17 protein-coding genes and 1 tRNA gene are annotated in these 24,664 nt (G+C 68.3%); 8 read left to right on the top strand and 10 right to left on the bottom strand.

Annotated elements, in window-relative coordinates; genetic code table 11:
* Positions 1-186 precede the first annotated feature (186 nt).
* Positions 187-1,917: an MFS transporter gene (locus NUV79_RS17705; protein WP_257734418.1), complete on the top strand. Its 1,731-nt coding sequence runs from the start codon at positions 187-189 to the stop codon at positions 1,915-1,917.
* Here NUV79_RS17705 and NUV79_RS17700 read toward each other — a convergent pair whose 3' ends face one another.
* On the bottom strand, positions 1,918-2,715 hold the full coding sequence (locus NUV79_RS17700; protein WP_257734417.1) for an undecaprenyl-diphosphate phosphatase: 798 nt from the start codon (positions 2,713-2,715) through the stop codon (positions 1,918-1,920).
* 257 nt (positions 2,716-2,972) lie between these two features.
* On the opposite strand from NUV79_RS17700, the gene NUV79_RS17695 reads away from it, so the two are divergent.
* Genes NUV79_RS17695 through NUV79_RS17685 form a run of 3 tightly spaced genes read left to right on the top strand, consistent with a single transcriptional unit; the run spans position 2,973 to position 5,664 of the window.
* Positions 2,973-3,665, top strand: coding sequence for a glutathione S-transferase family protein (locus tag NUV79_RS17695; protein WP_257734416.1), 693 nt, complete (start codon positions 2,973-2,975; stop codon positions 3,663-3,665).
* Positions 3,563-4,801 carry a tRNA epoxyqueuosine(34) reductase QueG gene (queG, locus tag NUV79_RS17690; protein ID WP_374679294.1) on the top strand — a complete coding sequence of 413 codons (1,239 nt, stop codon included), beginning with the start codon at positions 3,563-3,565 and terminating at the stop codon, positions 4,799-4,801. The genes NUV79_RS17695 and queG overlap by 103 nt, the downstream gene beginning before the upstream one ends.
* The gene (locus NUV79_RS17685) at positions 4,798-5,664 is read left to right on the top strand and encodes an SDR family oxidoreductase (protein ID WP_257734414.1); all 867 of its coding nucleotides are present in this window, start codon (positions 4,798-4,800) and stop codon (positions 5,662-5,664) included. Before queG ends, NUV79_RS17685 begins: the two co-directional genes overlap by 4 nt.
* A gap of 6 nt (positions 5,665-5,670) precedes the next feature.
* Here the strand turns inward: NUV79_RS17685 and olsB are convergent, their stop codons facing one another.
* The 5 genes from olsB to NUV79_RS17660 form a co-directional block, all read right to left on the bottom strand.
* A complete protein-coding gene (gene olsB / locus NUV79_RS17680) occupies positions 5,671-6,534 on the bottom strand; it encodes a l-ornithine N(alpha)-acyltransferase (protein ID WP_310095200.1) in 864 nt (287 codons plus the stop codon).
* A 186-nt stretch (positions 6,535-6,720) separates the two neighbouring features.
* Entirely contained in the window at positions 6,721-8,814 is a 2,094-nt protein-coding gene (locus NUV79_RS17675; protein WP_257734412.1) for a hybrid sensor histidine kinase/response regulator, read from the bottom strand.
* A 92-nt stretch (positions 8,815-8,906) separates the two neighbouring features.
* Positions 8,907-10,445: a YifB family Mg chelatase-like AAA ATPase gene (locus tag NUV79_RS17670; RefSeq protein ID WP_257734411.1), complete on the bottom strand. Its 1,539-nt coding sequence runs from the start codon at positions 10,443-10,445 to the stop codon at positions 8,907-8,909.
* Positions 10,446-10,561: 116 nt separating this feature from the next.
* Positions 10,562-11,218 (bottom strand): peptide-methionine (S)-S-oxide reductase MsrA, encoded by a 657-nt coding sequence (gene msrA / locus NUV79_RS17665; RefSeq protein WP_257734425.1) that lies wholly within the window; start codon positions 11,216-11,218, stop codon positions 10,562-10,564.
* A gap of 82 nt (positions 11,219-11,300) precedes the next feature.
* Positions 11,301-11,621: a hypothetical protein gene (locus NUV79_RS17660; RefSeq protein WP_374679292.1), complete on the bottom strand. Its 321-nt coding sequence runs from the start codon at positions 11,619-11,621 to the stop codon at positions 11,301-11,303.
* Between the two features lie 187 nt (positions 11,622-11,808).
* On the opposite strand from NUV79_RS17660, the gene NUV79_RS17655 reads away from it, so the two are divergent.
* Positions 11,809-11,898, top strand: a tRNA-Ser gene (locus NUV79_RS17655).
* A 78-nt stretch (positions 11,899-11,976) separates the two neighbouring features.
* On the opposite strand, the gene NUV79_RS17650 is transcribed toward NUV79_RS17655, so the two are convergent.
* Positions 11,977-12,534, bottom strand: coding sequence for an EAL domain-containing protein (locus NUV79_RS17650; RefSeq protein WP_257734409.1), 558 nt, complete (start codon positions 12,532-12,534; stop codon positions 11,977-11,979).
* A 170-nt stretch (positions 12,535-12,704) separates the two neighbouring features.
* Between NUV79_RS17650 and NUV79_RS17645 the strand changes: the two genes are divergently transcribed.
* The 3 genes from NUV79_RS17645 (at position 12,705) to NUV79_RS17635 (ending at position 20,844) form a co-directional block, all read left to right on the top strand.
* Positions 12,705-13,640 (top strand): LytTR family transcriptional regulator DNA-binding domain-containing protein, encoded by a 936-nt coding sequence (locus NUV79_RS17645; protein ID WP_257734408.1) that lies wholly within the window; start codon positions 12,705-12,707, stop codon positions 13,638-13,640.
* A 220-nt stretch (positions 13,641-13,860) separates the two neighbouring features.
* A complete protein-coding gene (ampH, locus tag NUV79_RS17640; protein ID WP_257734407.1) occupies positions 13,861-15,021 on the top strand; it encodes a D-alanyl-D-alanine-carboxypeptidase/endopeptidase AmpH in 1,161 nt (386 codons plus the stop codon).
* A complete protein-coding gene (locus tag NUV79_RS17635; RefSeq protein ID WP_257734406.1) occupies positions 15,022-20,844 on the top strand; it encodes an autotransporter domain-containing protein in 5,823 nt (1,940 codons plus the stop codon).
* Between the two features lie 60 nt (positions 20,845-20,904).
* On the opposite strand, the gene NUV79_RS17630 is transcribed toward NUV79_RS17635, so the two are convergent.
* The 3 genes from NUV79_RS17630 to NUV79_RS17620 are packed head-to-tail and all read right to left on the bottom strand — an operon-like array spanning position 20,905 to position 24,609.
* Complete coding sequence (locus tag NUV79_RS17630; protein ID WP_257734405.1) at positions 20,905-21,216, bottom strand: DUF2218 domain-containing protein; 312 nt, start codon at positions 21,214-21,216, stop codon at positions 20,905-20,907.
* Between the two features lie 10 nt (positions 21,217-21,226).
* On the bottom strand, positions 21,227-22,336 hold the full coding sequence (locus tag NUV79_RS17625) for an ABC transporter substrate-binding protein (protein WP_257734404.1): 1,110 nt from the start codon (positions 22,334-22,336) through the stop codon (positions 21,227-21,229).
* A complete protein-coding gene (locus NUV79_RS17620) occupies positions 22,336-24,609 on the bottom strand; it encodes a TonB-dependent receptor (RefSeq protein WP_257734403.1) in 2,274 nt (757 codons plus the stop codon). The genes NUV79_RS17625 and NUV79_RS17620 overlap by 1 nt, the downstream gene beginning before the upstream one ends.
* Positions 24,610-24,664 lie beyond the last annotated feature (55 nt).

Raw genomic sequence — 24,664 nt, 5'->3', positions numbered from 1 at the left:
GGGCGCCGGGGGGGGGGGGGGGGGGCCCGCGCCCCCGCCCCCCCCCCCCCCCCCCCCCCCGCCCGCCACGGCAGGCGCGCGAGCCGGCGACCGCACGAGCTGCGTGAGAGAAAAACTTTCCAAGTTTCGACATCTTCCAGATGGAAAGGGTTTCCCCCTCCAGCGCTCATGCTCTAACCCTATGACATGCCTGACGACCAGCACGCCCAACCCACGGCCGATGTCGTAGAAGCCGAGCTCGCCTCGGAGGGCATCAAGCCTACGCAGGCTCGGGTTTCGCCCTTCGTTCCGCTGCAGCAACCGATCTTCCGCGCCGTCTGGTTCGCCAGCCTGGTCTCGAATTTCGGCGGCCTCGTCCAGGCGGTCGGCGCCTCCTGGATGATGGCTTCGATCTCGCCCTCGGCCGAGATGGTGGCGCTGGTGCAGGCCTCGACGACGCTGCCGGTGATGCTGTTCTCGCTGGCGGCCGGGGCCATCGCCGACAATTATGACCGGCGCAAGATCCTGCTGATCGCGCAGGGCTTCATGCTGACGGTCTCGATCGGGCTTGCTGTCTTCGCCTGGTTCGGCCTGATCACGCCCTGGCTGCTGCTGACCTTCACCTTCCTGATCGGCTGCGGCACGGCGCTGAACAACCCGGCCTGGCAATCCTCGGTCGGCGACATGGTCCCGCGCCGGGACGTGCCGGCGGCGGTGACGCTGAACAGCGTCGCGTTCAACATCGCCCGCAGCGTCGGCCCCGCGATCGGCGGCGCGATCGTCGCCGCGGCTGGCGCGGTCGCGGCCTTCATCATCAACGCCTTCAGCTATATCCCGCTGCTCGTCGTGCTGGCGCGCTGGCAGCCGCCCAAGGTCGAGCGCCTGCTGCCGCGCGAGACCCTGTTCATCGCGATGAGCGCGGGCATCCGCTATGTCGCGATGTCCCCGAATATCCGCACCGTCACGCTGCGCGCCTTCGTCTACGGCTTCGGCGCCATCGTCGGCCTGGCGCTGCTGCCGCTGATCGCGCGCGATCTCGTGCGCGGCGGCCCGCTGACCTATGGCGTGCTGCTCGGCGCTTTCGGCGCCGGCGCGGTAGCGGGCGCCTTCATGAGCGCGCGTTTGCGCCGGGCAATGAGCACCGAGGCGCTCGTCCGCTCGACCTTCGTCGCCTATGCCTGCGGCGTCACGCTGATCGCCTTCAGCAAGACGATATGGCTGGCCATGGCGGGCCTGTGCGTCTGCGGCGCCTGCTGGGTCCTGGCGCTCTCGACCTTCAACGCGACGGTGCAGCTCTCGGCGCCGCGTTGGGTCGTCGGCCGGGCACTGGCGATGTACCAGATGGCAACCTTCGGCGGCATGGCGATGGGAAGCTGGGCCTGGGGCCGCTCGGCGCTACATTTCGGCGTCGAGAAGGCGCTGCTGATGTCGGCCGTAGTCCTCGTCGCCGGTGCCGTGCTAGGACTGCGCTACCGGCTACCGCCGCTCGAGGCCCTCAATCTCGACCCGCTCAGCCGCTGGCGCGAGCCCAAGGTCGCGGTCGATATCGAGCCGCGCTCCGGCCCGGTCATCGTCACCATCGAATACATCATCAAGCCCGAGGACGTCGTCGCCTTCCTGACCGTGATGGCGGAGCGGCGGCGCATCCGGCGCCGCGACGGCGCCCGGCATTGGACACTGCTGCGCGACCTGACCGACCCAACGCTCTGGATCGAGCGTTACGACAGCCCGACCTGGGTCGAGTATGTCCGGCAGAACCAGCGCGTCACCCAGGCCGATGCCGAGATCGGCGAGCAGGTCCGCGCGCTGCATAGCGGCCCGAACCCGCCGGTTGTCCACCGCATGATCGAGCGGCAGACGGCCTCGCTGCCGCAACTCACGCCAAGCCGGACGCCGACGCTCGCCGACTCTCTCAACGACCCGGCGCGGCCTGCCTGATCAGCCGACGATCCAGAGGCCGGCGAGGCCGACCATGCCGACGATGATGCGCCACCAGGCGAAGGGCGCGAAGCCGCGCTTCGAGACGAAGTCGAGGAAACTCCTCACCACGATCAGCGCCGAGAAGAAGGCGGCGACGAAGCCGACGCCGATGAGCACGCCATCGTCGAAGGTGAGGTTCTTGTAGCTCTTGAGCAGGTCATAGGCGAAGGCGCCGGCCATGGTCGGCATGGCCAGGAAGAAGGAGAACTCAGCCGCCGCGCGCTTGCTGGCGCCGAGCAGCATGGCGCCGACGATGGTCGAGCCCGAGCGCGAGACGCCCGGCACCATCGCCAGGCACTGGATCAGCCCGATCTTGAAATACATCGGCAGCGGGAAGGTGGTGGCGTCGGTATGCTTCTCCTGCAATTCCAGCTCGTCGACGACGAGCAGGATCAGGCCACCGGCGATCAGCGTGCAGCAGACGATGAAGGGGTTGAACAGCACGCCCTTGATGAAGCCGTGCAGCAACGCGCCGATCACCGCCGCCGGCAGGAAGGCGATGAGCACGCCGATGACGAAGCGGCGCGCCGACGGGTCGCTCGGAATGCGCAGGGCGATATCGAGCAGGCGGCGGAAATAGACCAGCGTGATAGCCAGGATCGCACCGAGCTGGACCAGCACCTCGAAGGTCTTGCCATTGGATTCGAAGCCGAGGAAATGGCCGAGCAGGAGCAGATGTCCGGTCGAGGAGACCGGTAGGAACTCGGTCAAGCCCTCGACGATGCCGAGGATGAAGGCTTCGATCAGGTTGTGCATGGAAGGCTGTCCTCGTGCGAATCAGCCGGCCCGGTCGTCCGCCCGCGTCAGCCTGCTGCCGGCTTACGCCCAGCTCTTTGCAAATTGGTTACCACTTCGCGAAGCAGCAGCGGCAAATTGCGGAGATCGCCATCATCGCGGGTTGTGGCGTTTTTCCGGCATGATTATAGCAAGCCGCCGTCGTCTATCGGGTCGCTGCAAGCCCGGCGGCCCTGCTTCCGTCGCATTTTGCCTGCTTCACAGTCCTCATGAGTGCCATGGCGACCCTTTATCATTACCCGCTATGCCCGCATTCGCGTTTCATCCGCCTCGTGCTCAGCGAGTTCGGCATGGAGGCCGAACTGGTCGAGGAACGCGTCTGGGAGCGCCGGCGGGAGTTCATCGAGCTCAATACCGCGGGTACGACGCCGGTCTTCCAGGAGCAGAACGGGCTCGCCGTGCCCGGCGCCGGGCCGATCGCGGAATATCTCGACGAGACGCGAGGCCTCGCCCTCGGCGATCGCCGCCTGCTGCCGGAAGGCCCGGGCGAGCGTGTCGAGGTGCGCCGCCTGCTCGACTGGTTCAACCTCAAGTTTCATGACGAGATCACCAGCCCGCTCGTGCTGGAAAAGGTGATGAAGCGCTTCATGAGCCGCGACGAGGGCGGCGGCCCGCCGGAAATGAGCGCGATCCGCGCGGCGCGCGCCAATGTGCGCTATCATCTGCGCTATATCTCCTGGCTGCTGGCCAAGCGGAACTGGCTCGCGGGGGCGCAGATGAGCTATGCCGATCTCGCGGCAGCGGCGCATCTGTCCTGCGTCGATTATCTCGGCGACGTGCCCTGGGAAGAGGATGAGGCGGCTCGCGCATGGTATGCGAGGATCAAGTCGAGACCGAGCTTCCGGCCGCTGCTGAGCGACCGCGTGCCGGGCATGGCTCCGAGCGCCCATTACGACAATCTGGATTTTTGAAGGCTGAGAAGCTTAAGCGCGCCGTCGAAGCGCGGGCGCTCACCGAAGGCTTCGCGGTGATGCGCGTCGCCTCGGCCGATGCGATCCCGCAGGCGCCGGAACGCCTCGAAGCCTGGCTCGCCAATGGCTATCAGGGCGAGATGGGCTGGATGGCGGAGCGGCAGGCGCAGCGCGCCGACCCGCGCCAGCTCTGGAGCGAGGTCCGTTCCGTCGTCATGCTCGGCATGAACTATGCCGGCGAGGGCGATCCGCTTGCCATGCTCGCGCAGCCCGACAAGGCCGCGATCTCGCTCTATGCGAGACGGCGCGACTATCACGACGTCATCAAGGGCAAGCTGAAGAGCGTCGCGGGGCTGCTCGCCGCGCGCGGCGGCGCCGACGTCAAGGTCTTTGTCGATACCGCGCCCGTCATGGAGAAGCCGCTGGCACAGGCCGCCGGGCTCGGCTGGCAGGGCAAGCACACGGTCCTGGTCTCACGCGAGCACGGCTCCTGGCTGCTGCTCGGCGCGATCTACACCACCGCGGAGCTACCTGCGGATGCAGCCGAGCGCGACCATTGCGGCTCCTGCCGGCGCTGCCTCGACATCTGCCCGACCGATGCTTTCCCGGCGCCCTATCAGCTCGATGCGCGCCGCTGCATCGCCTATCTCACCATCGAGCATGCCGGCCATATCGACACCGCCCTGCGGCCCGGCATCGGCAACCGCGTCTTCGGTTGCGACGACTGCCTCGCCGTCTGCCCCTGGAACAAGTTTGCCGCGGCTGCGCAGGAGACGCGGCTGGCGCTCAAGGACGAGCTCGACGGGCTCGACCTCGCCGCGCTCGCCCGGCTCGACGATCCCGCCTTCCGCACGCTCTTTGCGGGCACGCCGGTGAAGCGCACCGGGCGCGACCGCTTCCTGCGGAATGTCCTGATCGCGATCGGCAACAGCGGCCGCGCCGAGCTTGTCGATAGCGCCCTGCCCCATCTCGCCGATCCCTCGCCGCTCGTCCGCGCCATGGCGGTCTGGGCGCTGGGGAGACTCGATCCCGAGCGTGGCCGCCAACTTGCCATCGCTGGCCTTGGCGAAGAGAACGACCCGCAGGTGCGCGCCGAATGGCATGCGCTCATGCTCCAGACGGAAGATGCCGCATGAACATCCTGATCCTCGGCCTCGGCTATTCCGCCGGGTTCTTCGCGCGCGCCGCGCTGGCGCGGGGCTGGGAGGTAACGGGCACCGTCCGTTCGGCCGAGAAAGCCGCCGAGCTCAGCCGCGCGGGCATCCGGACGCTGGTCTTCGGCGGCTTCGCGGTCTCGTCGGCGCTCGCCAAGGCGGTGGCGGAAGCCGATGCCGTGCTGGTCTCGGTGCAGCCGGCGGAAGACGGCGACCCCGCGCTCGGGCCCTTGCGCGACGCGCTGATAGCGGCGCCGAACCTGCGCTGGATCGGCTATCTCTCGACGATCGGCGTCTATGGCGACCAGAGCGGCGCCTGGATCGACGAGGCCACGCCACCGGCACCGACCAACGACCGCACGCGCCAACGCGTCGATATCGAGGAGGCTTGGCTGCAGCTCGGACGGGACAGCGGCAAGCCCGTGCAAATCTTCCGCCTGTCGGGCATCTACGGCCCCGGGCGCAACGCCATCACCAAGCTGCGCGCCGGCACCGCGAACCGGCTGATCAAGCCCGGGCAGGTGTTCAACCGCATCCATGTCGACGATATCGCGGGCGTGCTCATGGCCTCGCTGGTGCAGCCGCGCCAAGGCGCGGTCTACAACGTCACCGATGACGAGCCCGGCCCGCCACAGGATGTGATCACTTTCGCTGCCGGGCTGACAGGCCTTGAGCCGCCGCCGGAAATCCCGTTCGAGCAGGCGAAGCTCTCGCCGATGGCGGCAAGTTTCTACGGTGAGAGCAAGCGCGTTTCAAATGCGCTGGTGAAGCGCGAATTCGGCTATGCCTTCCGCTATCCGACCTATCGCGAGGCGCTGCGCGCGCTGGCCCAAGCCGGCGAATAAGCTGGTTCAGGCGGCGTGGCGCGGGCCTTCGCCGCCGTAATAATCCGTGTAGCGCTTGTCGATCGCGGAGACCGGCAGCACGACCAGCACGTCGGTGGTCCCGAACTGGCGGTCGATGACCGCGCCGGTGCCGAAGCGGGCACCGATGCGCAGGTAGCCCTTGATCAGCGGCGGCAACTGCTTGAGCGCGAGCTTGGCATCGACCATCTCCGGCGGCAGGCGATCCATGCCGACGAACTGATCGGGATGGGCGGTCGCCGCCCAATCGCCCTCCGAGCGAGCCTGATGGTGCAGGAAGCTCAAGGGCAGCGCCAGGGCGCCGGGATCGGTGCCGTCGAAGGAAGCGCAGCCGAACATCGCGTCGATGCGGTGATGCTGGAGATAGGCCCAGATGCCCGACCAGAGCAGTTCGACCGTCCGCTTGGTGCGGTAGGGCTTCAGCACGCAGGAGCGGCCTAGCTCGAGAAAGCGGCTGCCCGGATGGCGCTCCAGCATCGGGCCAAGATCGTATTCGCCCTGAGTGTAGAAGCCGCCGAGGCGCTCGGCAGCGCTCTGGCGCATCAGGCGATAGGTGCCGACGACCTTCGGCTTGATGCCGCCGAAGCGCCCGCGCGCCGCGTGATCGATGACGAGGAGATGGTCGCAAGCCTTGTCGAAACGATCGGCATCGCGGCGGAACATCCGCGAGATCACATCGGGCTTGGCTGACATTTCCTGATAGAACACGCGATAGCGCAGGCGCTGCGCCCGCCAGACCTCGCGCGGGCCGCGCGCCAGCCGCACCTCAAGCGAGCCGATCCGGCCCAGCGTACCGGACAACGGCGCTTCATCGATCTCGGCGCCGGTCCGGCGCATGGCTCCACCCTTCATCAAGATCAACGGGGCGAAGCGCGAGAACGGATTGCCGGCTGAAAATCGGCTGGGCAGCGCGTTCTTGCTTCCAGAAACGTGCAATGCCATCGCTTCTCTCATCTCCTGCCGCTACCGGCATGAGGTAGGCTTGCTCCGATGATCTTACAACTTCGCGACGAAACTGCGTCGGAGCGATGACGGCCGTCAAGCCGACAGGCTGCCGGCCAAGCCTTGCGACAGGCGTTCCAGCCAGCGCAGCAGGGCCTCGCGCTCCAGCGGTTTCGCCAGGCAATCATCCATCCCGGCGGCGAAAGCGGCGGCCCGGTCGGCCGCGGAGACATTGGCAGTGACGGCGACGAGCGGCAGCGGCGCGGCGCGGCCAAGGCGCCGCTCCAGCGCGCGGATGGTGCGGGCGCAATCGAGCCCGGTCATCACCGGCATGCGCACGTCGAGCAGGGCCAGCGTCAATGGCGGCGCCGCGCCGGCAAAGCTCGCCTCGACCCGCTTCAGGGCCTCGCGCCCGTCCCGCGCCCAGATCGCCGTGCAGCCGAAGCGCTCCAGCGTGCGTGTCGCGAGCAACGCGTTGATCTCGTTGTCCTCCGCGACCAGCACCGTCAGGCCGGTGCCCGGCTGCCGCACCGGCATAGCGCCGGACACCGCAGCATCAGCCACCACCGGCCGCCCTGGCTGGAAGCGATTTCCAAGCCGCTCGTAGAGCGAGCGCGTCCGCACCGGCTTGATCAGGAAGCCGGAGAAGCCTGCCGCCTGGGGCGCGCCGAACTGCCGGCGCGCATGAGGCGACAACAGGATCAGGCAGTCGCGGATGCCGGTCGCCGCCACGGCGGTCGCCAGCTCCTTTGCCGGCACATCACCTAGCGCATGATCGATTAACACTGCGGTGACCGGCATTGGCCCGGCCAGCTTCGCCCGTGCAGCCTCGACCGTGCCGGCGACCGAGACGGACGCGCCGGTCGTCCGGATCGTTTCGGCGAGAAAGCGGACCGCGAAAGGTGCCGGCGAGACGAGCAGGACATGCTGGTCCGGCCAATGCGGAATCCGCGCCTCCGGCGCATCGGACGCAGCCCGAAGCGGCAGGATGACACGGAAGATTGCCCCCTCGCCAAGCCGGCTTTCGGCCCTGACCTCGCCCTCCATCAGACGCGCGAGGCGGCGCACGATCGCAAGACCGAGCCCGGTGCCGGCCTGCCGCGCGGCAGCACCCTGATCGAGTTGCTCGAACTCGCCGAAGATCGTGTCGAGCCGATCGGCCGGGATACCCGGCCCGGTATCCGCGACGGTAATTTCGAGGCGATCGTCGAACCGGGCAAGGCTGAGCCCCACGCCGCCCGCTTCCGTGAATTTCACGGCATTGCCGACGAGATTCAGCAGGATCTGGCGCAAACGGTCGCGATCACCGACGAGTCGCGACGGCAGGTCGGGCGCGATATGGGCGGCGAGCTCCAGCCCCTTCGCCTGCGCGCGCGGCGCCATCAGCTCCGCGACGGTCTCGACGAGCTGGACCATGTCGAAGGGCTCCTCGACCAGTTCCAGCTTGCCGGCCTCGACCTTGGCGAAATCGAGGATGTCGTCGACCAGCGCCAGCAGAGCCTCGCCGGAGGTGCGCAGCGCCGCGACATAGGTCGCCTGCTCGGCATCGGGGCCGGTATCGGTCAGGAGGTCGGCCATGCCGAGAATGCCGTTGAGGGGCGTGCGGAACTCGTGGCTGACGGTCGCGAGGAAACGCGATTTCGCCTCGTTCGCGGCTTCGGCGCGCGCCCGCGCCTCGACCAGCGCATCCTCGCTCGCGACGCGCGCCGAGATATCGCGGCCGACGCGCTGGATCAGCGTGCGGCCGTCCGGACCGGGCACCGCGGTCTCGATCCAGGAGATCCAGCGCTCGCCCTCATAGGTCGCGAGGCATTCATCGAAGCTGCGCGCGCCGCCCTCCAGCAGCACGAGCGGCCGGCTGGCGAGCTGCGGCAGCAACATCTCGCTGCCGACGAGATCCTGCTCGCCCGCGCCGAACAAAGCCGCATAGGCGCGGTTGGCGTAGACAATCCGGACCCCGTCACGCCGCACGATCAGGTCGCCCTGGGCCTCGATCAGGCTGCGATAGCGCTCCTCGCTATCCGCGAGATTCCAGAGCCGGTCGTTGAGAACCTCGACCTCATGGGACAAGGCAGCCACCTGCCGGCGCAAGCCGCCACGCTGGCGCAACAGCGACAAGGCGCCCCCCACAGCCGGGAGGAGCAGCGCCGCGAAGGCAAGAGCAAGCCATGACCAGATCGAAGAAGCCATGCCCTTCGATCTACGCAGGTCACCTTGAAAAAGCGGCCGGGGAAAGCCGCGAATTCGACCGGTCGCAGAGGAGGGTCCGTTAACCCTCGGCCTCAGGCGGCCTGGACGAGGTCCTCGCCCCGCGCCCGGTAGGACAAGGCTTCCGCGAGATGGCGCCGGCCCACCTTCGCCTCCCCGTCGAGATCGGCGAGCGTGCGGGCGACCTTCAGCACGCGGTGATAGGCGCGCGCCGTCAAGCGCAACGCCTCGGCCGCATCGCGCAGCAACGCGAGCCCCGCATTGTCCGGCCGCGCGACCTCCTCGATCACCGTGACCGGACAGGCGGCATTGGTCAGGACGTGGCCGAGGCCGAGACCCTCGAAGCGCGCCGCCTGAATGCGGCGGGCCGCGGCGACACGGGACGCAACGATTGCGGAACTTTCGCCGGTCGCCGGACGGATCAGATCCGCGGCCGTTACCGCGGGCACGTCGATCGCGATGTCGATCCGGTCGAGCAGCGGGCCGGATACCCGCGCCTGGTACTGCGCCATGCAGCGATCGTTCGGCTGGCGGCGGCAGGCATAGCCGGGTTCAGTCGCCCGGCCGCAACGGCAGGGGTTCATAGCGGCGACGAGCTGGAAGCGCGCGGGATAGACGACGCGGTGATTGGCGCGGGAGATCAGGACGTCTCCGGTCTCCATCGGCTGGCGCAGGGCGTCCAGCGCCTGCGGCTGGAACTCCGGCAATTCGTCGAGGAAGAGCACGCCGTGATGGGCAAGCGAGACCTCGCCTGGCCGGGCCTGCAGGCCACCGCCGACGAGCGCCGCCATCGAAGCGGAATGATGCGGCGCCCGAAAAGGCCGCCGGTCGGTCAAGGCGCCATCGGCCAGCTTTCCGGCAACGGACAGGACCATCGAGACTTCGAGCAATTCGCGCGGCGAGAGCGGCGGCAGGATCGAGGGCAGGCGGCTCGCCAGCATCGACTTGCCGGCGCCGGGCGGCCCGTTCATCAGGAGGTTGTGCCCGCCCGCCGCCGCGATCTCCAGCACGCGCCGCGCGCTTTCCTGGCCCTTGACGTCGGCGAGATCGGGCAAGGGCCCGGCCTGGCGCGCCACGGCCGGCTCGGGTCTCGCCATCACCTGCGTGCCCTTGAAGTGATTGGCGAGCTGGATCAGCGAGCGCGGCGCCAGGATGTCGATGTCGGCCGCCGCCCAGGCCGCCTCCGGTCCTGAAGCCGCCGGGCAGATCAGCCCCTGCCCTTTCGCATAGGCAGCGATCGCGGCCGGCAGGACGCCCGCGACCGGCGCGATCGAGCCGTCGAGCGCGAGCTCGCCGAGCACCGCGTAGCCCGCGAGAGCATCGGCGGGGATCGCCCCGATCGCCGCCATCACGGCGAGCGCGATCGGCAGGTCGTAATGGCTGCCTTCCTTGGGCAGATCGGCCGGGGCGAGGTTCACGGTGACGCGCTTGGCCGGCAAGGCGAGGCCGGACGCGAGCAGCGCGGCGCGAACCCGCTCGCGGCTTTCGGCGACGGCCTTGTCGGGGAGGCCGACCAGCACGAAGGCGACGCCGCCGGGCGCGATCTGGACCTGAACGTCGACGGCGCGTGCCTCGATGCCCTCGAACGCCACCGTCGCGACCCGCGCCACCATTTCGGCTTCGCTCCCCTGCCCCTTGGGAAAGCTAGCGAAGCTTCAGCGGCAACGCAAGAACATATCAGGAACTCTACAGGTCAAAAAAGAAGGGGAGGCAATGCCTCCCCTTGTCGTCAGGCTTCGACGCCGAGGCCGATCTGACAGGCCACGCCGGTGCCGCCCAGGCCGCAATAGCCGCCCGGGTTCTTGGCGAGATATTGCTGGTGATAATCCTCGGCGAAATAGAGCGTCGGCGCCTCGCGGATTTCGGTCGTGATCGGACCGTAGCCGCCAGCGGCCAGAGCCTTGCCGTACTCGGCGCGCGAGCGCTCGGCCGCTTCCTGCTGCGCGGCGTCGTAGGTGTAGATCGCGGAACGGTACTGTGTGCCGATATCACCGCCCTGGCGCATGCCCTGGGTCGGGTCGTGGTTCTCCCAGAAAATCCTGAGCAGGTCTTCATAGGCGATCTTCTGGGGGTCGAAGACGACAAGAACGACCTCTGTATGGCCGGTCAGGCCGCTGCAGACCTCCTCATAGGTCGGGTTGGGCGTCGAGCCGCCGGCATAGCCGACCGCCGTCACCCAGATGCCTTCGCCGCTCTGCCAGAACTTGCGCTCGGCGCCCCAAAAGCAGCCAAGGCCGAAGACGGCCTTGCGCAGCCCTTCGGGATAGGGGCCGGCCAGCGAGCGGCCATTGACGAAATGGGTTTCGGCGGTGGGAATCGCCGCCGCACGGCCGGGCAGCGCCTCGGCGGCGGTCGGGATCTCGGTCTTCTTGCGCAGGGAGAACATCATTCGCTCCGTTCGTTCGGGCTCGACGCCTATGTAAGCCGACGCACCCGGTTCTCACAGGGGTCTGAGCGCAGGGTCGTCATCACCGACGCGTGACGATGCCGATCACTTCATCCGGACGCCGCCCCAGCCAGAGCAACGCAAAGCCGAGCAGGAGCGCGGCCAGGGCGACCGGCGCGCGCAACAGCGTCAGCAGGGCCGGGTCCCAGAGCCAGGGATGAATATTGCGTTCGATTGCCGGCTGGATGAGCTGATAGCGCTCCTGGATGACGCCGCTCAGCACCTCGCCGACCGGCGTGAAACGCAAGCCGGCATTGGCGATCGACCTCGCTCCATCGATCACCAGCGTGACGAAGCCGGCCGCGACGGACAGGTAACCGATCAACCGCAGGAGAAACCGCACCATCCGCTCCCTGTCGCATTCCACGGTCGCGAACGGCGTCGCGTCCTGTCGCCCGGCATACCGGCCCCCAGATGTGACCCTGCCGGCCGCGGATCGCAACCGATCGCGTGCGATTTATCGCGATTGTGCAAAACCCTGCATCTCGGCCCTTGAAAGATGGCGGGCCGGCAGTCATAAGCAGCGCGCCGGACAGGTGGCCGAGTGGTTGAAGGCGCACGCCTGGAAAGTGTGTATACGGGAAACCGTATCGCGGGTTCGAATCCCGCCCTGTCCGCCATTTTTCTCACGCCAGTTCGCTTCGCTCCCGGCCCCGATAGGGCGGCCTTCCGGCCGGCCGCGTAACTGGTCACGCGCGTCAGCGGAGGTTACGGACGTACCTGCCCTTGTCGGCTCCGGTGGCGCCATGAAGCTGGCGCAGGGGCCAATCCTGGATGGTCTTAGGCACCTCGGCGCCGGAGCGAGGCTTCGCGTAGAGGTAGCCTTGCACGAAGTCGCAGCCGACTTCTCGCAGGCGCATCATCTGCTCGGTGTTCTCGACCCCTTCGGCGGTGATGTGTATGCCCATGGCGTGGCCGAGATTCACGATGGCGGCGACGATCGCAGCGTCACCGTCGTCGCAGATCAGATTCTGCACGAAACTCTTGTCGATCTTGATGTGGTCCACGGGAAACTGCTTGAGATGGATCAGCGAGGCGAAACCCGTGCCGAAATCGTCGAGCGCGATGGAGACGCCGGCCTTATGCAACTCGCTCAGGATGAAGGACGCCGTTGCCGTCCTGCGCGCCAGGAAGACCGTTTCCGTGACCTCGACCTCGAAATGTGCCGGGGGAACGCGGGCCTCTTCCAGAATGCGAATGATCCTGGCGGCGAGGCGCGCGTCGGAGAAATCGGCCGAGGACAGGTTGACCGCCACCCGCCCGCATTCGAGGCCCTGGTACCCGGCAGCTGGCACGCTCCCGCTCTCAGGGAGCGCCCTTGCCATCGGCGCAGGGCCGGGCTGTGCAATCGTCCGGTCGGTCTTGATTTTCAGCCGGATTGGCTGTGACTGGTTCGGGCTATCGCCAACAGAAGGTCCTGCCTTGCATGGAGTGTCCGGCTCCCGCGGTCGATGCCGCCTATGAAGTCCATCCAGCGGCGGCAGATAGCGAAGGGGCAGTGCCGAACTGGTCTTACCATATGGCCAGATGGCTGTTCCGGGAGCCTGTCGATATCGCGATCACCGCGGCGCTGGCCGAGATCGGCGCGCTCGCCGGAGCCGACCGGGCCTGGATGTTCGAGTACGACGCCGATCTGCTGCGCTTCCGGAACACCCATGAATGGAGCCGGCACGGCGTCAGATCCTATGTCGAGGACCTGCAGAACACGCCGGTGGCGATGATCGCCTGGCTTCACCAGTTCCTGGTGAAAGGCCAGGCCGTGATGATCAACCGCGTCGCCGATCTGCCGCGTCCGGCCCGCACGCTCCAGGTCGAGATGCTCCGGCAGAACGACAAGAGCGTGCTCAGCGTTCCGGTCTTCCATGAAGGACGGCTGCGGGCCTGCATCGGCTTCGACGCGACCATAGCAACCCGGCGCTGGCTCGCCGCGGAGATAGCCGCCCTGTTCCAATGCGCCGACCTGATCGCCCTGGCGCGCTACGGCTCGCTTCCAAGCGGGCGCTCCCGCGCCGATGCGGCGAAGCCGTTCGTTCCGCTGATCTATCTGCGCCGGCCGGGGCAGACCATCGGCGTCGAGCCGCAAGCCATCCTCGGTGTCCGCTCGGCGCGGGACTATGTGAAGGTCTGGCTGCAGGACGGCTCGGCCGTGCTGGACCTGCGCTCGCTCGCGCTGTGGACGGGCATGCTGCCGCCGGCGTCTTTCCTGCGCATCCACCGGACGGCGATCGTCAACCTGCAGCATGTCAACGGCCTCGACCGGCGCATGGGCGAGTCCTGGACGATCGGTCTCAATCGCGTGGCGGAGCCTTGGCCGGTGTCGCGCCAGTACCGCCAGGAACTGCGAAAGCGGCTCGGCGTGTGAGTGCCGCAGCTGATTCGATATCTGCCGGCTCTGTCCTTTAACTGATTTCTCACGATGAATTCGACGCGAGGCGCCGTTCGTCGAACCCGCATGTCGGTTCGTCGAACGGCACTTGCTGCCAGGCCGCCGCACGATCTCAATGCGGGTATCGCTCGACGGATTCGCCTTGCCTATGACCTTTCGCCGTTCCGCTCTCCCCGACGGCTCGAGACCGCGACGCATGCCGATGCGCGCGGTCGCACGGCTCGCCCTTCCGTTCTCTCTCGCGATCGCGGCACTCGCCAACCCGCAGCGGGCCGCTGCCGAGGACCTTGCCCTGCGCGAAGCGGCGTCGATGGCGGGCGTCGCGATGTTCCTCAATGCCCGGGCGCCCGGGCTGGTTCTGGCCGTGGTGCGTGGCGAGGACAGCTTCGTCACCGGCTATGGCGAAACGGCACCGGGGAGCGGCAAGGAACCGGATGGCCGCTCGATCGTCCGCGTCGGCTCGGTCTCGAAAGTCTTCGCCACCGACGTGCTGGCGGCCATGGCCGCCGGCGGGCAGCTGGCGCTGGACGCTCCGCTCGCGCGCTATGCTCCGCCCGGCAAGGCGCCGTTGGTCTTCGACGACCGGCCGATCACCTTGCTCGATCTTGCGACCCATTCGGCAGGCTTGCCGCGCGAATTGCCGGACCCGGCGACGCCGCCGGGCGAACCGAATCCGTTCGCGACCTACAAGGCCTCCTATTACTGGGACTGGATCGCCGGGAATCGCCCCGCCTGTCGTCCGGGGACGACCGCGATCTATTCCAATCTCGGCTACGGACTGCTCGGCGAGGCTCTCGGCAAGGCCGGCGGCAAGCCATTCGCCGAGCTGGTCGGCGAACGCATCGCCCGGCCGCTCGGCATGGCGGATACGACCCTGCGCCTGTCCGATGCGCAGAAGCCGCGGCTGATGACCGGGCTCGACCCGTTCGGCAAGCCCGATCCGAACTGGGAGGCGAGCGAGGTGATGCAGGCCAGCGCCGGCATCTACACGACCGCCGACGACATGGTGCGGTGGATGCGCTGGCACCTTGCCGACGATGCAGCGGGACGGCCGGCACGGACACTCGCGCATGCGCTCTGGCGGCCGCATGACGGGCTCAAGCGGCTGGTCGGCGTCGAGGCGACCGATTCCGAAGGCATGGGACTCGGCTGGGTCGTCAGCCGGCCGAAGGACCGGGTGCCGCTTCTCCTCGGCAAGAGCGGCGGCATCGGCGGCTTCATGAGCTATGTCGTGCTTTCGCCTAATCGCCGGCTCGGCATCTTCGTCGTCGCGAGCAAGGTCGATTTCGCCATGTTCGAGGGGTTGCGAACCACCATACGCGATCTGGCGGCGGAGCTGGCGCCGGCAGGGCCGTAAATGATCGCCCGGCTCCAGCCCGTCCACGGATCAGGCCGCTTCGCCTCCTCGACCGCGATGCTGCGCGTTCTGGCAGCGCTCGCCGGAGCTTGTGCGCCGGTTGCTCTCGCTTTGCCTGCCTGGGGGCAAGTGAGCGGCAAAGGTGGAACTGGCGGTGCCCATGGCGCCAGCCACCCGACAGGTGGCCACGGCGGCGGAACCGCAAGCGCAAGTGCCGGCGGTGGCGGTGGTGGCGGTGGCGGAGCCAACGCGGAATCCGGCTCCGGGTCTTCCGGCGGCAAGGGCGGCAGCGGCGCGCGCGGCCATGGCGGCGGCCATGGTGGTGGAGTCAATGGCGCACCCATCCTGTCCGCTATCCCGCCCGGATATGGCGGGCATATCGGGCAGTCCGGCTCGGCGGGCGGCTCGCCCTCCCATGGTGGGAGCGGCGCGCCGGGACATGATGGCGGCAGCGGCGGTGGCGGCGGTGGCGGAGCCGCCGGCCTCGATTTCTCCGGCACGCTGCTGACGGCTGGCCAGACGATCAACCTGACCGGCGGCAATGGCGGCGACGGCGGGACCGGGGCGAAAGGCGGCGACTCCTACAGGGACCCCTTCATAGGGCACCGCGGCGCCGGTGGCGGCGGAGGTGGCGGGGGCGGCGGCGGAGGCTCCGGACTGGCACTGCCCGGCGCCGGCTGGGTGGCCGACCCCATCCTGGGCGGTATTCACTGGGTCACGCCCTCCAATCTGGTCGTGACGAGCACGAATGCGGTTCTGCAGGGCGGCAATGGCGGCCGCGGCGGCAACGGTGGCAACGGTGGGTCCGGCTCCGGAGCCTATGAGACAACGATCTGCTATGGCCGCGGCATCTGCACGGTCACCGCACGCTGGTATCCCGGCGATGGCGGGGCCGGCGGCGGCGCCGGCAATGGCGGCGCGGGCGGCGCCGGCCTGTTCTCGGCCTATGGGCGGCAGCTCAATCTCTTCGCGACGACCGCCCGCGGCGGCAATGGCGGCGAGGGGGGCGGCGGCGGTGGCGGCGGCAATGCGGGCTCGACCTACGGCTACCCGATGCCGCAAGCCAACCAGGGCAATCTGGGCGCCGACGGGAACGGTGGCAATGGCGGCTCCGGCATCGAGGTCATGGCGGCGAGCGGGGGCAGCACAGTCATCTCTCTATCCTGGGACAGCCAGACACTGGGTGGCGCGGGCGGTCGCGGCGGACCTTTCGGCCTGCCGGGCTGGGGCGGCGATGGCATCCGCGTCATCGGCGACGCGACCGTCACCACGAGCGGAAGCATCGTGGGCGGTACCGGCGGCGATGCCAGAAGCACCCAGTCGGTCGGCGGCGGTGGCGCCGGCATCTTCATCGACGGCCGGGCCACCATCACCGTCCAGAACGGCGCGCAGGTCCGGGGCGGGCGCGGCGGGCTCGGGCAGACATCGTCCAACGGCCCCGGCGGCAATGGCGGCTCCGGAATCGAGGTTCTGCGCGGCGGCACATCCCTGATCATCGCCGGAGAGGTGCGTGGCGGCGACAGCCAGGGGCCCGTCTTCGGTGCGCAAGGCGCCGCGATTGCCCTCAACGGCAGCGGCAACACGGTCGAGCTGCAGGCGGGCTACAACCTCGTCGGTAAGGTCAATGGCGGCAGCAACGCAGCCCTCATCCTTGGCGGCGGCACCAATGCCAGCTTCGCTCTTGCCGGACTGGGCGACCAATATCTCGGGTTCTCGGATTTCAACAAGACCGGCGCGAGCACCTGGACGCTCAGCGGCACCCCGACCGCCTTTCGCGGCAACATAGCGATCGGCGCGGGGACGCTCGCCTTCGCGCCCGGCGCCCAGCTGACGGCCGCGAAGGCCGGGATAGCAGAGGGCGCGGGCTCGGCCGCAACTGTCTCCGTCGCCGGAGCTGGATCGCGATGGACTCTGGACGGACTGCTCGTGGTCGGCAACCAGGGTCTGGGCAGCCTCGCGGTCTCTGCCGGAGGCAACGTCCAGGCCGGCGCGATCAACGCAGGCACTGTGGCTGGCGGCAGCGGCACGGTCAGCATCATCGGCAACGGATCGCATATCGGAGCCGGCGCTCTCACGCTCGGCGATGGCGGCGCGGGATCGGCACTGGTGAGCGGCGCTGGCGCAAGCCTGGCGACGACCATGCTCACGGTCGGCAATTCCGGCAGCGGCACCTTGACCGTCACCGATGGCGGCAAGGTGAGCGCGGGCGGCAGCCGCCCCATCGAACTCGCCCGGAATGCTGGCAGCTTCGGCACCATCAATATCGGCGCGGCAGCAGGGCAGGCAGCAGCCGCCGCCGGCACGCTGACCAGCGGCATCCATTTCGGCGCCGGCACCGGCCGACTTGTCTTCAACCACAACACGCCCGGCTATACTTTTGCTCACGCGCTTTCCGGCGCTGGCGCCATCAACCTGCTCGCCGGCACGACCATTCTGTCCGCCGACAGCAGCCACTTCTCAGGGCAGACCACGGTCGCGGGCAGCACCTTGCAGATGGCGGGCACCGCGCAGCTCGGCGGAACCGTCACCATCGGAAACGGCGGCTTTGTCACCGGCGGCGGCACCATCGGCGCGACCATGATCAACAGTGGCGGCACGCTCGCGCCTTCGGGCCTGACGTCGCTCACCGTCAACGGCAACCTGACCGCCCATGGCGGCGGCACGATCAAGCCGTCCGATGACTCCCGGCTCATCGTCAACGGTACGCTGACACTCGATGCCAGCAGCAATTACGACTACCGCCTACACGGCTACGGAAACTCGTCGCCGGGCTCCGCGACGACGCGGGTGAATGGCAATCTCCTCCTGAACAATGCCACGCTCAATCTCGACAGCAGCGCGCAGCCCGCGATCGGCTACCATCGCGTCATCACCTATAGCGGCGCGCTGAGCCCATCGAACGGCACCTTCGTCATCGGGACGATGCCGTCGACCGGGCCGGTCGCCTACACCTACCAGGTCGATGCCTCGCAAGCCGGCAAGGTCGATGTCCTCGTCGGCGCGAACGGCCTGAACATCCTGCAACTCTGGGGCACGACATCGGCCGGCGGCGCAGACGGCGTCTGGAGTGCCGCCAATCCAAACTGGTTCAATCTCGGCGGTTCGACGACCACATCGTGGGGCGGCGGCTACGGTGTGTTCCGCGGTCCCGGGGGCATCGTCACGCTCGACCATAGCAACGGCCCCCTGAGTGCCGTCGGGCTGCAATTCGCAGGCGGCGACTACACGCTGACCGGGGACAGCCTCAACCTGCATGGCTACAACAATGGCGGCGTCGTCATCACGACGCCGGAGATCCGCGTGCTCGACGGCGAGACGGCGCGGATCAATGCCACGATCACGGGCACGGCCGGGCTGGAGAAGACCGGCGACGGCCTGCTGATCCTGGGCGGCGCGAACAGCTATAGCGGCGGCACGATCGTTTCGAGCGGGACCTTGCAGATTTCGGCCGATGGCAATCTCGGCGCAGGCAGCGGCGACCTTACCCTCGACAGCGGCGCGCTTCACACCACCGCGAACATGGCGAGCAGCCGGGCCGTCGTACTGCGCGGCACCGGCGCCATCGAGACGAATGCCGGCACGACATTGGCGCTGTCCGGCCCGGTGAGTGGCGCTGGCGGCCTGATCAAATGGGGCGACGGCACGCTTCTTCTCACCGGTAACAACAGCTGGGCGGGCGGCACGCTGATCACAGCCGGCACCGTGCAGGCTGGCGCCAGCATGGTCTTGCCGGGCATGACCGACTGGCTATTGACCGGCGGCAAGCTCGATCTCAACGGCCATGACCTGTCGATGCGCCTGGTGGCCGGCACCGGCGGCGAGATTGCCCTCGGAAGCGCCAATCTGATGGTCCGGCAGGCGGATGACAGCCTCTATGCCGGGTCCATCACGGGAAGCGGCCGCCTGCTGAAGGAGGGCGCCGGCACATTGCTTCTGACCGGCACGAATTCCTATTCTGGCGGTGCGGTGATCCGCGACGGCACGTTGGCCGTCATCGCCGACGCCAATCTCGGCCAAGCCGGCTCCACCCTCGCCTTCGACGGCGGTGGCCGGCTGGCCACGCTCGCCGACTTCGCCAGCAACCGCCCGATGACGGTTTCCGGCACGGGCACGATCGACACCGCCGCCGGCACGGGCTTTGCCTTCGGAGGCTCGATCGGCGGCAACGGCAACCTCGTCAAGGAGGGTCGCGGAACGCTGACCCTGACCGGCAACAGCTCAGGCTTCGCCGGGTCCACCACGGTCTCCGCAGGCACGCTGGTGGTCAACGGCACGCTCGGCGGCGGCCTCGACATTCTGGCTGGCGGACGGCTGCAAGGCAGCGGCACGGTCGGCCCGACCATCATCCAGTCCGGCGGCGCGATCGCGCCGGGCGACTCGATCGGCACGCTCTCTGTCACCGGCGACATCCGCTTCGAGCGGGGCGCGACCTACGAGGTCGAGGTCAGCCCGGGCGGCACGTCGAGCGACCTGATCCATGCCAGCGGCAAGGCGCGCCTCTTCGGCGGCTCGGTGGTGCATGTCGGCGAAGACGGCCTGTACCGGCCGAACCAGCGCTATACCATCATCACCGCAGACCAAGGCGTCGAGGGCCGCTTCGACGGGGTTAACTCCCGCTACCTCTTTCTCGATCCGCGGCTCGACTATGACGCGAACACAGTCAGCCTGACCCTGCTGCGCAACGACCTGTCCTTCGCCGCGATCGCACAGACGCGCAACCAGGCCCAGACGGCGCTCGGCCTGCAAAGCCTTGGCGATACTCACCCGCTCTGGCTGAGCTTCACACAGTTGCGCGACGTGACGGAAGCGCGGCGCGCCTATGACAGCCTGTCCGGCGAGATCCATGCCACGGCCAAGGCGGTGGTGATCGAGGGCAGCCAGGCGGTGCGGGGCGCCGTCTCGGACCGGCTTCTGGCCGTCTTCGACGGGATCGGAGCCCCCCGCATCGCGACGCTGGCCTATGCCTCCGGACAAGGTGCCGTCGCCGCGCCGGCCGGCGAGGGCTTCGCCCTCTGGGCGCGCGGCTTCGGCTCCTGGGGCCAGACACGCGGCGACGGCAATGCCGCGTCCGTCACGCGTTCGAGCGGTGGCCTTCTTGCGGGCTTCGACATTCCATTGGCATCGGGCGCGCGGATCGGCGCATTGGCCGGCTATTCACGCTCGACATTCGAGGTTGCGGGCCGCGGATCTCAGGGCACGGCGGACAACTACCATGTCGGCCTCTATGGCGGCGCGGAACTCGGCGGCTTCCGCCTGACCGGCGCGGCCACCTACGCCTGGCATGAGCTTTCAACGCGACGCACCGCCGCCTTTTCCGGGTTCGGCGAGGCGCTGCGCTCGGACTACGACGCCCGCAGCTTTCAGGCCTTCGGCGAGATCGCCCATCGCTTCGACCTTGGCCGGGTCGCCTTCGAGCCCTTCGCCAATCTCGCCTATGTCAATCTCCGCAGCGGAGACTTCGCCGAGACGGGTGGCGTCGCCGCGCTTTCCGCCAGGGCGCAGAGCACGTCGGTCACCTTCGCCACGCTCGGCCTGCGCGCCGAGACGCGCTTCGATCTCGGCAACACGGCCATGCGGCTGGGCGGCACGCTCGGCTGGCGGCATGCGACGGGCGACGTGACGCCGCTGTCGCAGCATGCCTTCTCCGGGGGAGCACCGTTTTCGATCGCGGGCACGCCGATCGCACGCAATACGCTCGCGGTCGGCGCCAGCCTGGCGCTGAACCTCACAGCCGATGCAGACATCTCGATGGCCTATGACGGCCAGCTCGCGCAGCGTGCGTCCGACCACGCTTTCAATGCACGGTTTGCCGTCAGGTTCTGAGTCAGCCCTTCGGCCACACGTGTTCGCGCCGCCCGGCAACCTCGCCGCAGCTTGACGCTTCTATGCGGCCGGCCCCGGTCGCCATTCGACAACGAGCGGCTCGCGGAAGGCAAAGCGCACGAGGTGGCTTGCAACCACGTCCTGCAACTGAAGCAGCGCCTCGGCGTCGGGCGCGTCGAGCGCGAGGCGCAGCACCTCGCCTTCCGCGAGGAGCCGGCAATCGCCGATCGAGAACCGGACGATCCCCGCCTTCTCGTCGAAGCTGGCCTCGACCTTGTGGCCGAAATGCTTGCAGAGCTGCTGGAGATAGCGCGAGGCGTTGGCGGTCGCGACCTCCGCATGACTGTGCTGCCGGTTCGATGGATCGGTCATGGCGTTCACCTCAGCGCAGGCTCGTCCAGTAGGTGCCGTCCAGCGGCACTGGCTGGAAGCGTTGCTGCATCGTCGCCAGCAGCGCCTTCGGGTCAAGATCGGCGAAGAGCTGCGGGTGCAGCCATTGCGCGAAGGCCTGCACGGCGACGACGTTGTAGGGCGAATTGTAGAAATGGTGCCAGACGGCATGGGCCCGCCCCTGCCGGACGGGGTCGAGCCCGGCGATGCCGGTGCGCGTCAGCGAACGGGCGAGAAGCTCGTGCGCCCGCGCCGCATCGACCCCGGGGCCGAGCGCGAGCCAAGGCGCATCGGCAGGCTGCAAGCCGTTGCCGATCGCCGTGCCGATATAGATTTCGGGTGGGTTCGTGATCAGCCATTCCAGATTGACCACGCCGGCCTCGCCCGGAATGAGCGCGTCGGCGATGTTGACGCCGCCGGCCGCGGTGACGAAGCGCCCCATCATGCCCCGCGTCATGGTCTCGCAGCAGCCGGTGCCAAGCCCGACCCGGCTCTCGACGAAGACGCGCGCGGGCTTCGGCTTGGCCGCGGCCAGCCGGTCCGTGACGGTGGCCAGTGCCGCCCGCCAGGCCGCGATGAATTCGGCGGCCTCGGCTTCGCGGCCGAGCAGCGCGCCGAGCAGCTCCATGGATTTCGGGGTGTTGACCAGCGGGTCGCTGCGGAAATCGATGAAGACGATGGCGACGCCGGCCGCCTCCAGCGCGCGAATGACCTCGCCGGAGCGGGTATCCGGGCCATGGCCGTAGAGCCCGAAGATCGCGACCTGAGGTGCTGCCGAGATCGCCTGCTCGATGCTGAAGGTATCGCGCGTGTTGCGCCCGATCCGCTTGACCGCGTCGAGCGCCGGGAAGCGCTCGCGATAACGCTGGTAGCTGATCGGATCGACCGCCTCGTAATCGCCCATCATGCCGACGAGCCGCGCCACGGGGTCGGCCCGGTCGAGGATGGCGAGCGCCGGCAGATGGCGCCCCTCGCCGATGATGATGCGCTCGACCTTGTCGGGCACGGCGACCGTGCGGCCGGCGAGATCGACCAGCTCCCGCCCGCTCGCCAGCGAGGGCAGCAGCAGGGCCAGCAGGGCGAGGATGCCGGCCAGACGCATCAGAAGCGGGCCGAGGCGCTGAGCACGAACGCGCGGCCGGGCTGGTAGAGCGGCGTCACCGTGCCGAATTCCTGGCCGTAGGTGGCGCGGTCGGCATAGGTCTGGTCGAGCAGGTTCTTGACCTCGGCACGGAAGGTCAGATTCGGCATCTGCAGCGGCTTGTACTCGGCGAAGAGGTTGACGACTTCGTAGCCCTTGAGCGGCAGGTTGCCCGGGGCGACCTTCTTGTAGTCGCGCACGATCTCGACATCGGCGCCTACGGTCACGCCCCATTGCTTGAAGGTATGCGCTGCCGTCAGCGTGAAGACGTCGCCGATCGGGGTGGCAAGATAGGTGCCGGTATCGGAGTCCGCACGCTGCCCGTCGATCCGGACATCGACGCTGGCATACTTGCCGCGGATATAGCCGTCCTCCCAGGCATAGCCGAGGCCGATCTCGTAGCCCTGCGACTCGATCTCGCGCGCCAAGGTGGCGCTGGCGACGGCGAAGCGGGCGGCGCGGGCATTCTCCAGCTCGGTGCGGAAGACCGAACCTTCCAAGGTGAAGCCGTTCCAGCGCCCGACGAGGCCGGCGATCACGTTGTCCGAGTGGACCGGCCGGACGCCGCGGCCATAACGCCAGGCGGTGTTCATGATGAAGTTCTCGGCCAACTGCACGCCACCCCAGACATGGGAGTAGCCGGCGCGAACCGTCAGGTGCTCGGGGATGAGGTCGAACTCGGCCGAGATGTTGCGCGACAGGCCGGAATTGTCGAATTCCTGCCCGGTCGTGCCAGTGAACCATTGCCGGTCGCCACGCAGGCCGAAGGACAGGCGCATGCGCTCGAACGGCTTCAGCCGTGCCTGCGCGTAGACGCCGAGATTGCTGGCCTTCTCGCTGACGCGGTAATTGCGGTCCTTGTAGAGCGCCTTGTCCTTGTAGAAATCGACGCCGGCGACGACGTTGCCGAACTCGCCGAAGCCGAAGCGGTTCTCGAACTTGCCGTTGAAGCTGTCGGTGACGCCGGTGCCGGGATAGGTGACGGGGAGCGGATTGCTGCCCACCGGCCGCTCGAAAATCGGCGTGTCCACATCGGTGCGGCTATAGGCGATGACGGCCTTCGGGTCCCAGAGACCGATCGGCGACGTCCGACTATAGGTGAAGACCGTGTTCTGCCGGTCGATCTCGTAGCGGCGGACGCGCGGCTCCCAGGCCGGGCGGCCGGTGATGAAGCCGATATTGCCGCGGAACGGCCGGAGCGCGTCGTCGCGGACGCGCTCATGGCTGATCTGGAAACGATCGCCGGTCGGCGCTTCCCAGCCGAGCTTGAAGAGTCCGCTCAGCAGGTCCGTCTGGGTGCCGAGCACCTCGCGGCCGTCGCCCGCCTTGTAGTTGTCGCCCTTGCCGATGGTGCCATAGGCGAGAACATCGAAGCCCTCGTAGCGGGCATAGCCGGACAGGCTGTTGGTGAAGACCGAGCCGTTGGTGTTGAACTGCGTCTTGGCGAAGGCGCCGACGCCGTTGCCGGTAAGGAAGTCGCGCGCATCCTTGGTCTCATAGGCGATGGCGCCGGCCAGCGCGCCGGGGCCGGCATCGGCCGGGGCCACGCCGGCATCGATCCGCGCCGCCTTGAGGAAGGAGGGATCGATCAGCGTCGTGCCGTTATGGTGGAAGACCTTGTTGTTCTGCCGGCTGCCGTCGATGGTAACGGCGAGATTGGTCTCCTCGACGCCGTTGACATAGACCTTCTGCGACATCGGCGTGGAGCCGCCGACCTTCACGCGCGGCTCGCCGCCGAAGACATCGCGGATGTCGGTCGGGTTCCGGCGCTCGAGCTCGCGCGGGCCGATCAGGATCTCGGCAACGCCGCCGCGCGCCAGCGGGTTACCCGCGACGTCGATCGTGTCGAGCGCGATGGCGCCTTCCGGAACCGCTCCACCGGCAGCGCCGGCCGATCCCGCGGCGCTGATTGTCACGCTGGTCGCGCTGGTGAAGCGGAAATTCAGGCCGGTGCCGGCGAGCAGCCGGGACAGGGCCGCTTCCGACGACAAGGCACCATTGACCGCTGCGGAGCGCTTGCCGGCGGTGGCCGAGGCCGGAGCGACGACCGCGATGCCGGTCTGGCGCGAGAAGGCGATCAGCGCGGAGGAAACGGGCTGCGCGGGGATGTCGAGCGTCCGGGCGGACTGCGCCATCGCCGGCAAGCTGACGATTCCCGCCGCCAGAGCGGTTCCGCACAGCGCCGCAGCCAGTCTCGCCTGGCGGACAAGCCGCGCTCCGACCCGAATACCCATTGTCGATCCCCAAAACATTGCGAGGGTCGAGACGATTCCGGCCCTCGCAAGGGTA

The sequence above is a fragment of the Allobosea sp. 47.2.35 genome, assembly GCF_024655635.1.
Lineage (GTDB): Bacteria > Pseudomonadota > Alphaproteobacteria > Rhizobiales > Beijerinckiaceae > Allobosea.
This window is presented reverse-complemented; position numbering and strand designations above follow the sequence as displayed.

Coding starts and splice junctions, on each gene's coding strand:
- NUV79_RS17675 (WP_257734412.1), bottom strand. CDS start 8,814: ATGGCTTCTTCGATCTGGTCATGGCTTGCTCTTGCCTTCGCGGCGCTG.
- msrA (WP_257734425.1), bottom strand. CDS start 11,218: ATGTTCTCCCTGCGCAAGAAGACCGAGATCCCGACCGCCGCCGAGGCG.
- olsB (WP_310095200.1), bottom strand. CDS start 6,534: ATGAAGGGTGGAGCCATGCGCCGGACCGGCGCCGAGATCGATGAAGCG.
- NUV79_RS17705 (WP_257734418.1), top strand. CDS start 187: ATGCCTGACGACCAGCACGCCCAACCCACGGCCGATGTCGTAGAAGCC.
- NUV79_RS17635 (WP_257734406.1), top strand. CDS start 15,022: ATGATCGCCCGGCTCCAGCCCGTCCACGGATCAGGCCGCTTCGCCTCC.
- NUV79_RS17685 (WP_257734414.1), top strand. CDS start 4,798: ATGAACATCCTGATCCTCGGCCTCGGCTATTCCGCCGGGTTCTTCGCG.
- NUV79_RS17670 (WP_257734411.1), bottom strand. CDS start 10,445: ATGGTGGCGCGGGTCGCGACGGTGGCGTTCGAGGGCATCGAGGCACGC.
- ampH (WP_257734407.1), top strand. CDS start 13,861: ATGCCGATGCGCGCGGTCGCACGGCTCGCCCTTCCGTTCTCTCTCGCG.
- NUV79_RS17645 (WP_257734408.1), top strand. CDS start 12,705: ATGGAGTGTCCGGCTCCCGCGGTCGATGCCGCCTATGAAGTCCATCCA.
- NUV79_RS17630 (WP_257734405.1), bottom strand. CDS start 21,216: ATGACCGATCCATCGAACCGGCAGCACAGTCATGCGGAGGTCGCGACC.
- NUV79_RS17695 (WP_257734416.1), top strand. CDS start 2,973: ATGGCGACCCTTTATCATTACCCGCTATGCCCGCATTCGCGTTTCATC.
- NUV79_RS17620 (WP_257734403.1), bottom strand. CDS start 24,609: ATGGGTATTCGGGTCGGAGCGCGGCTTGTCCGCCAGGCGAGACTGGCT.
- NUV79_RS17700 (WP_257734417.1), bottom strand. CDS start 2,715: ATGCACAACCTGATCGAAGCCTTCATCCTCGGCATCGTCGAGGGCTTG.
- NUV79_RS17625 (WP_257734404.1), bottom strand. CDS start 22,336: ATGCGTCTGGCCGGCATCCTCGCCCTGCTGGCCCTGCTGCTGCCCTCG.
- queG (WP_374679294.1), top strand. CDS start 3,563: ATGGTATGCGAGGATCAAGTCGAGACCGAGCTTCCGGCCGCTGCTGAG.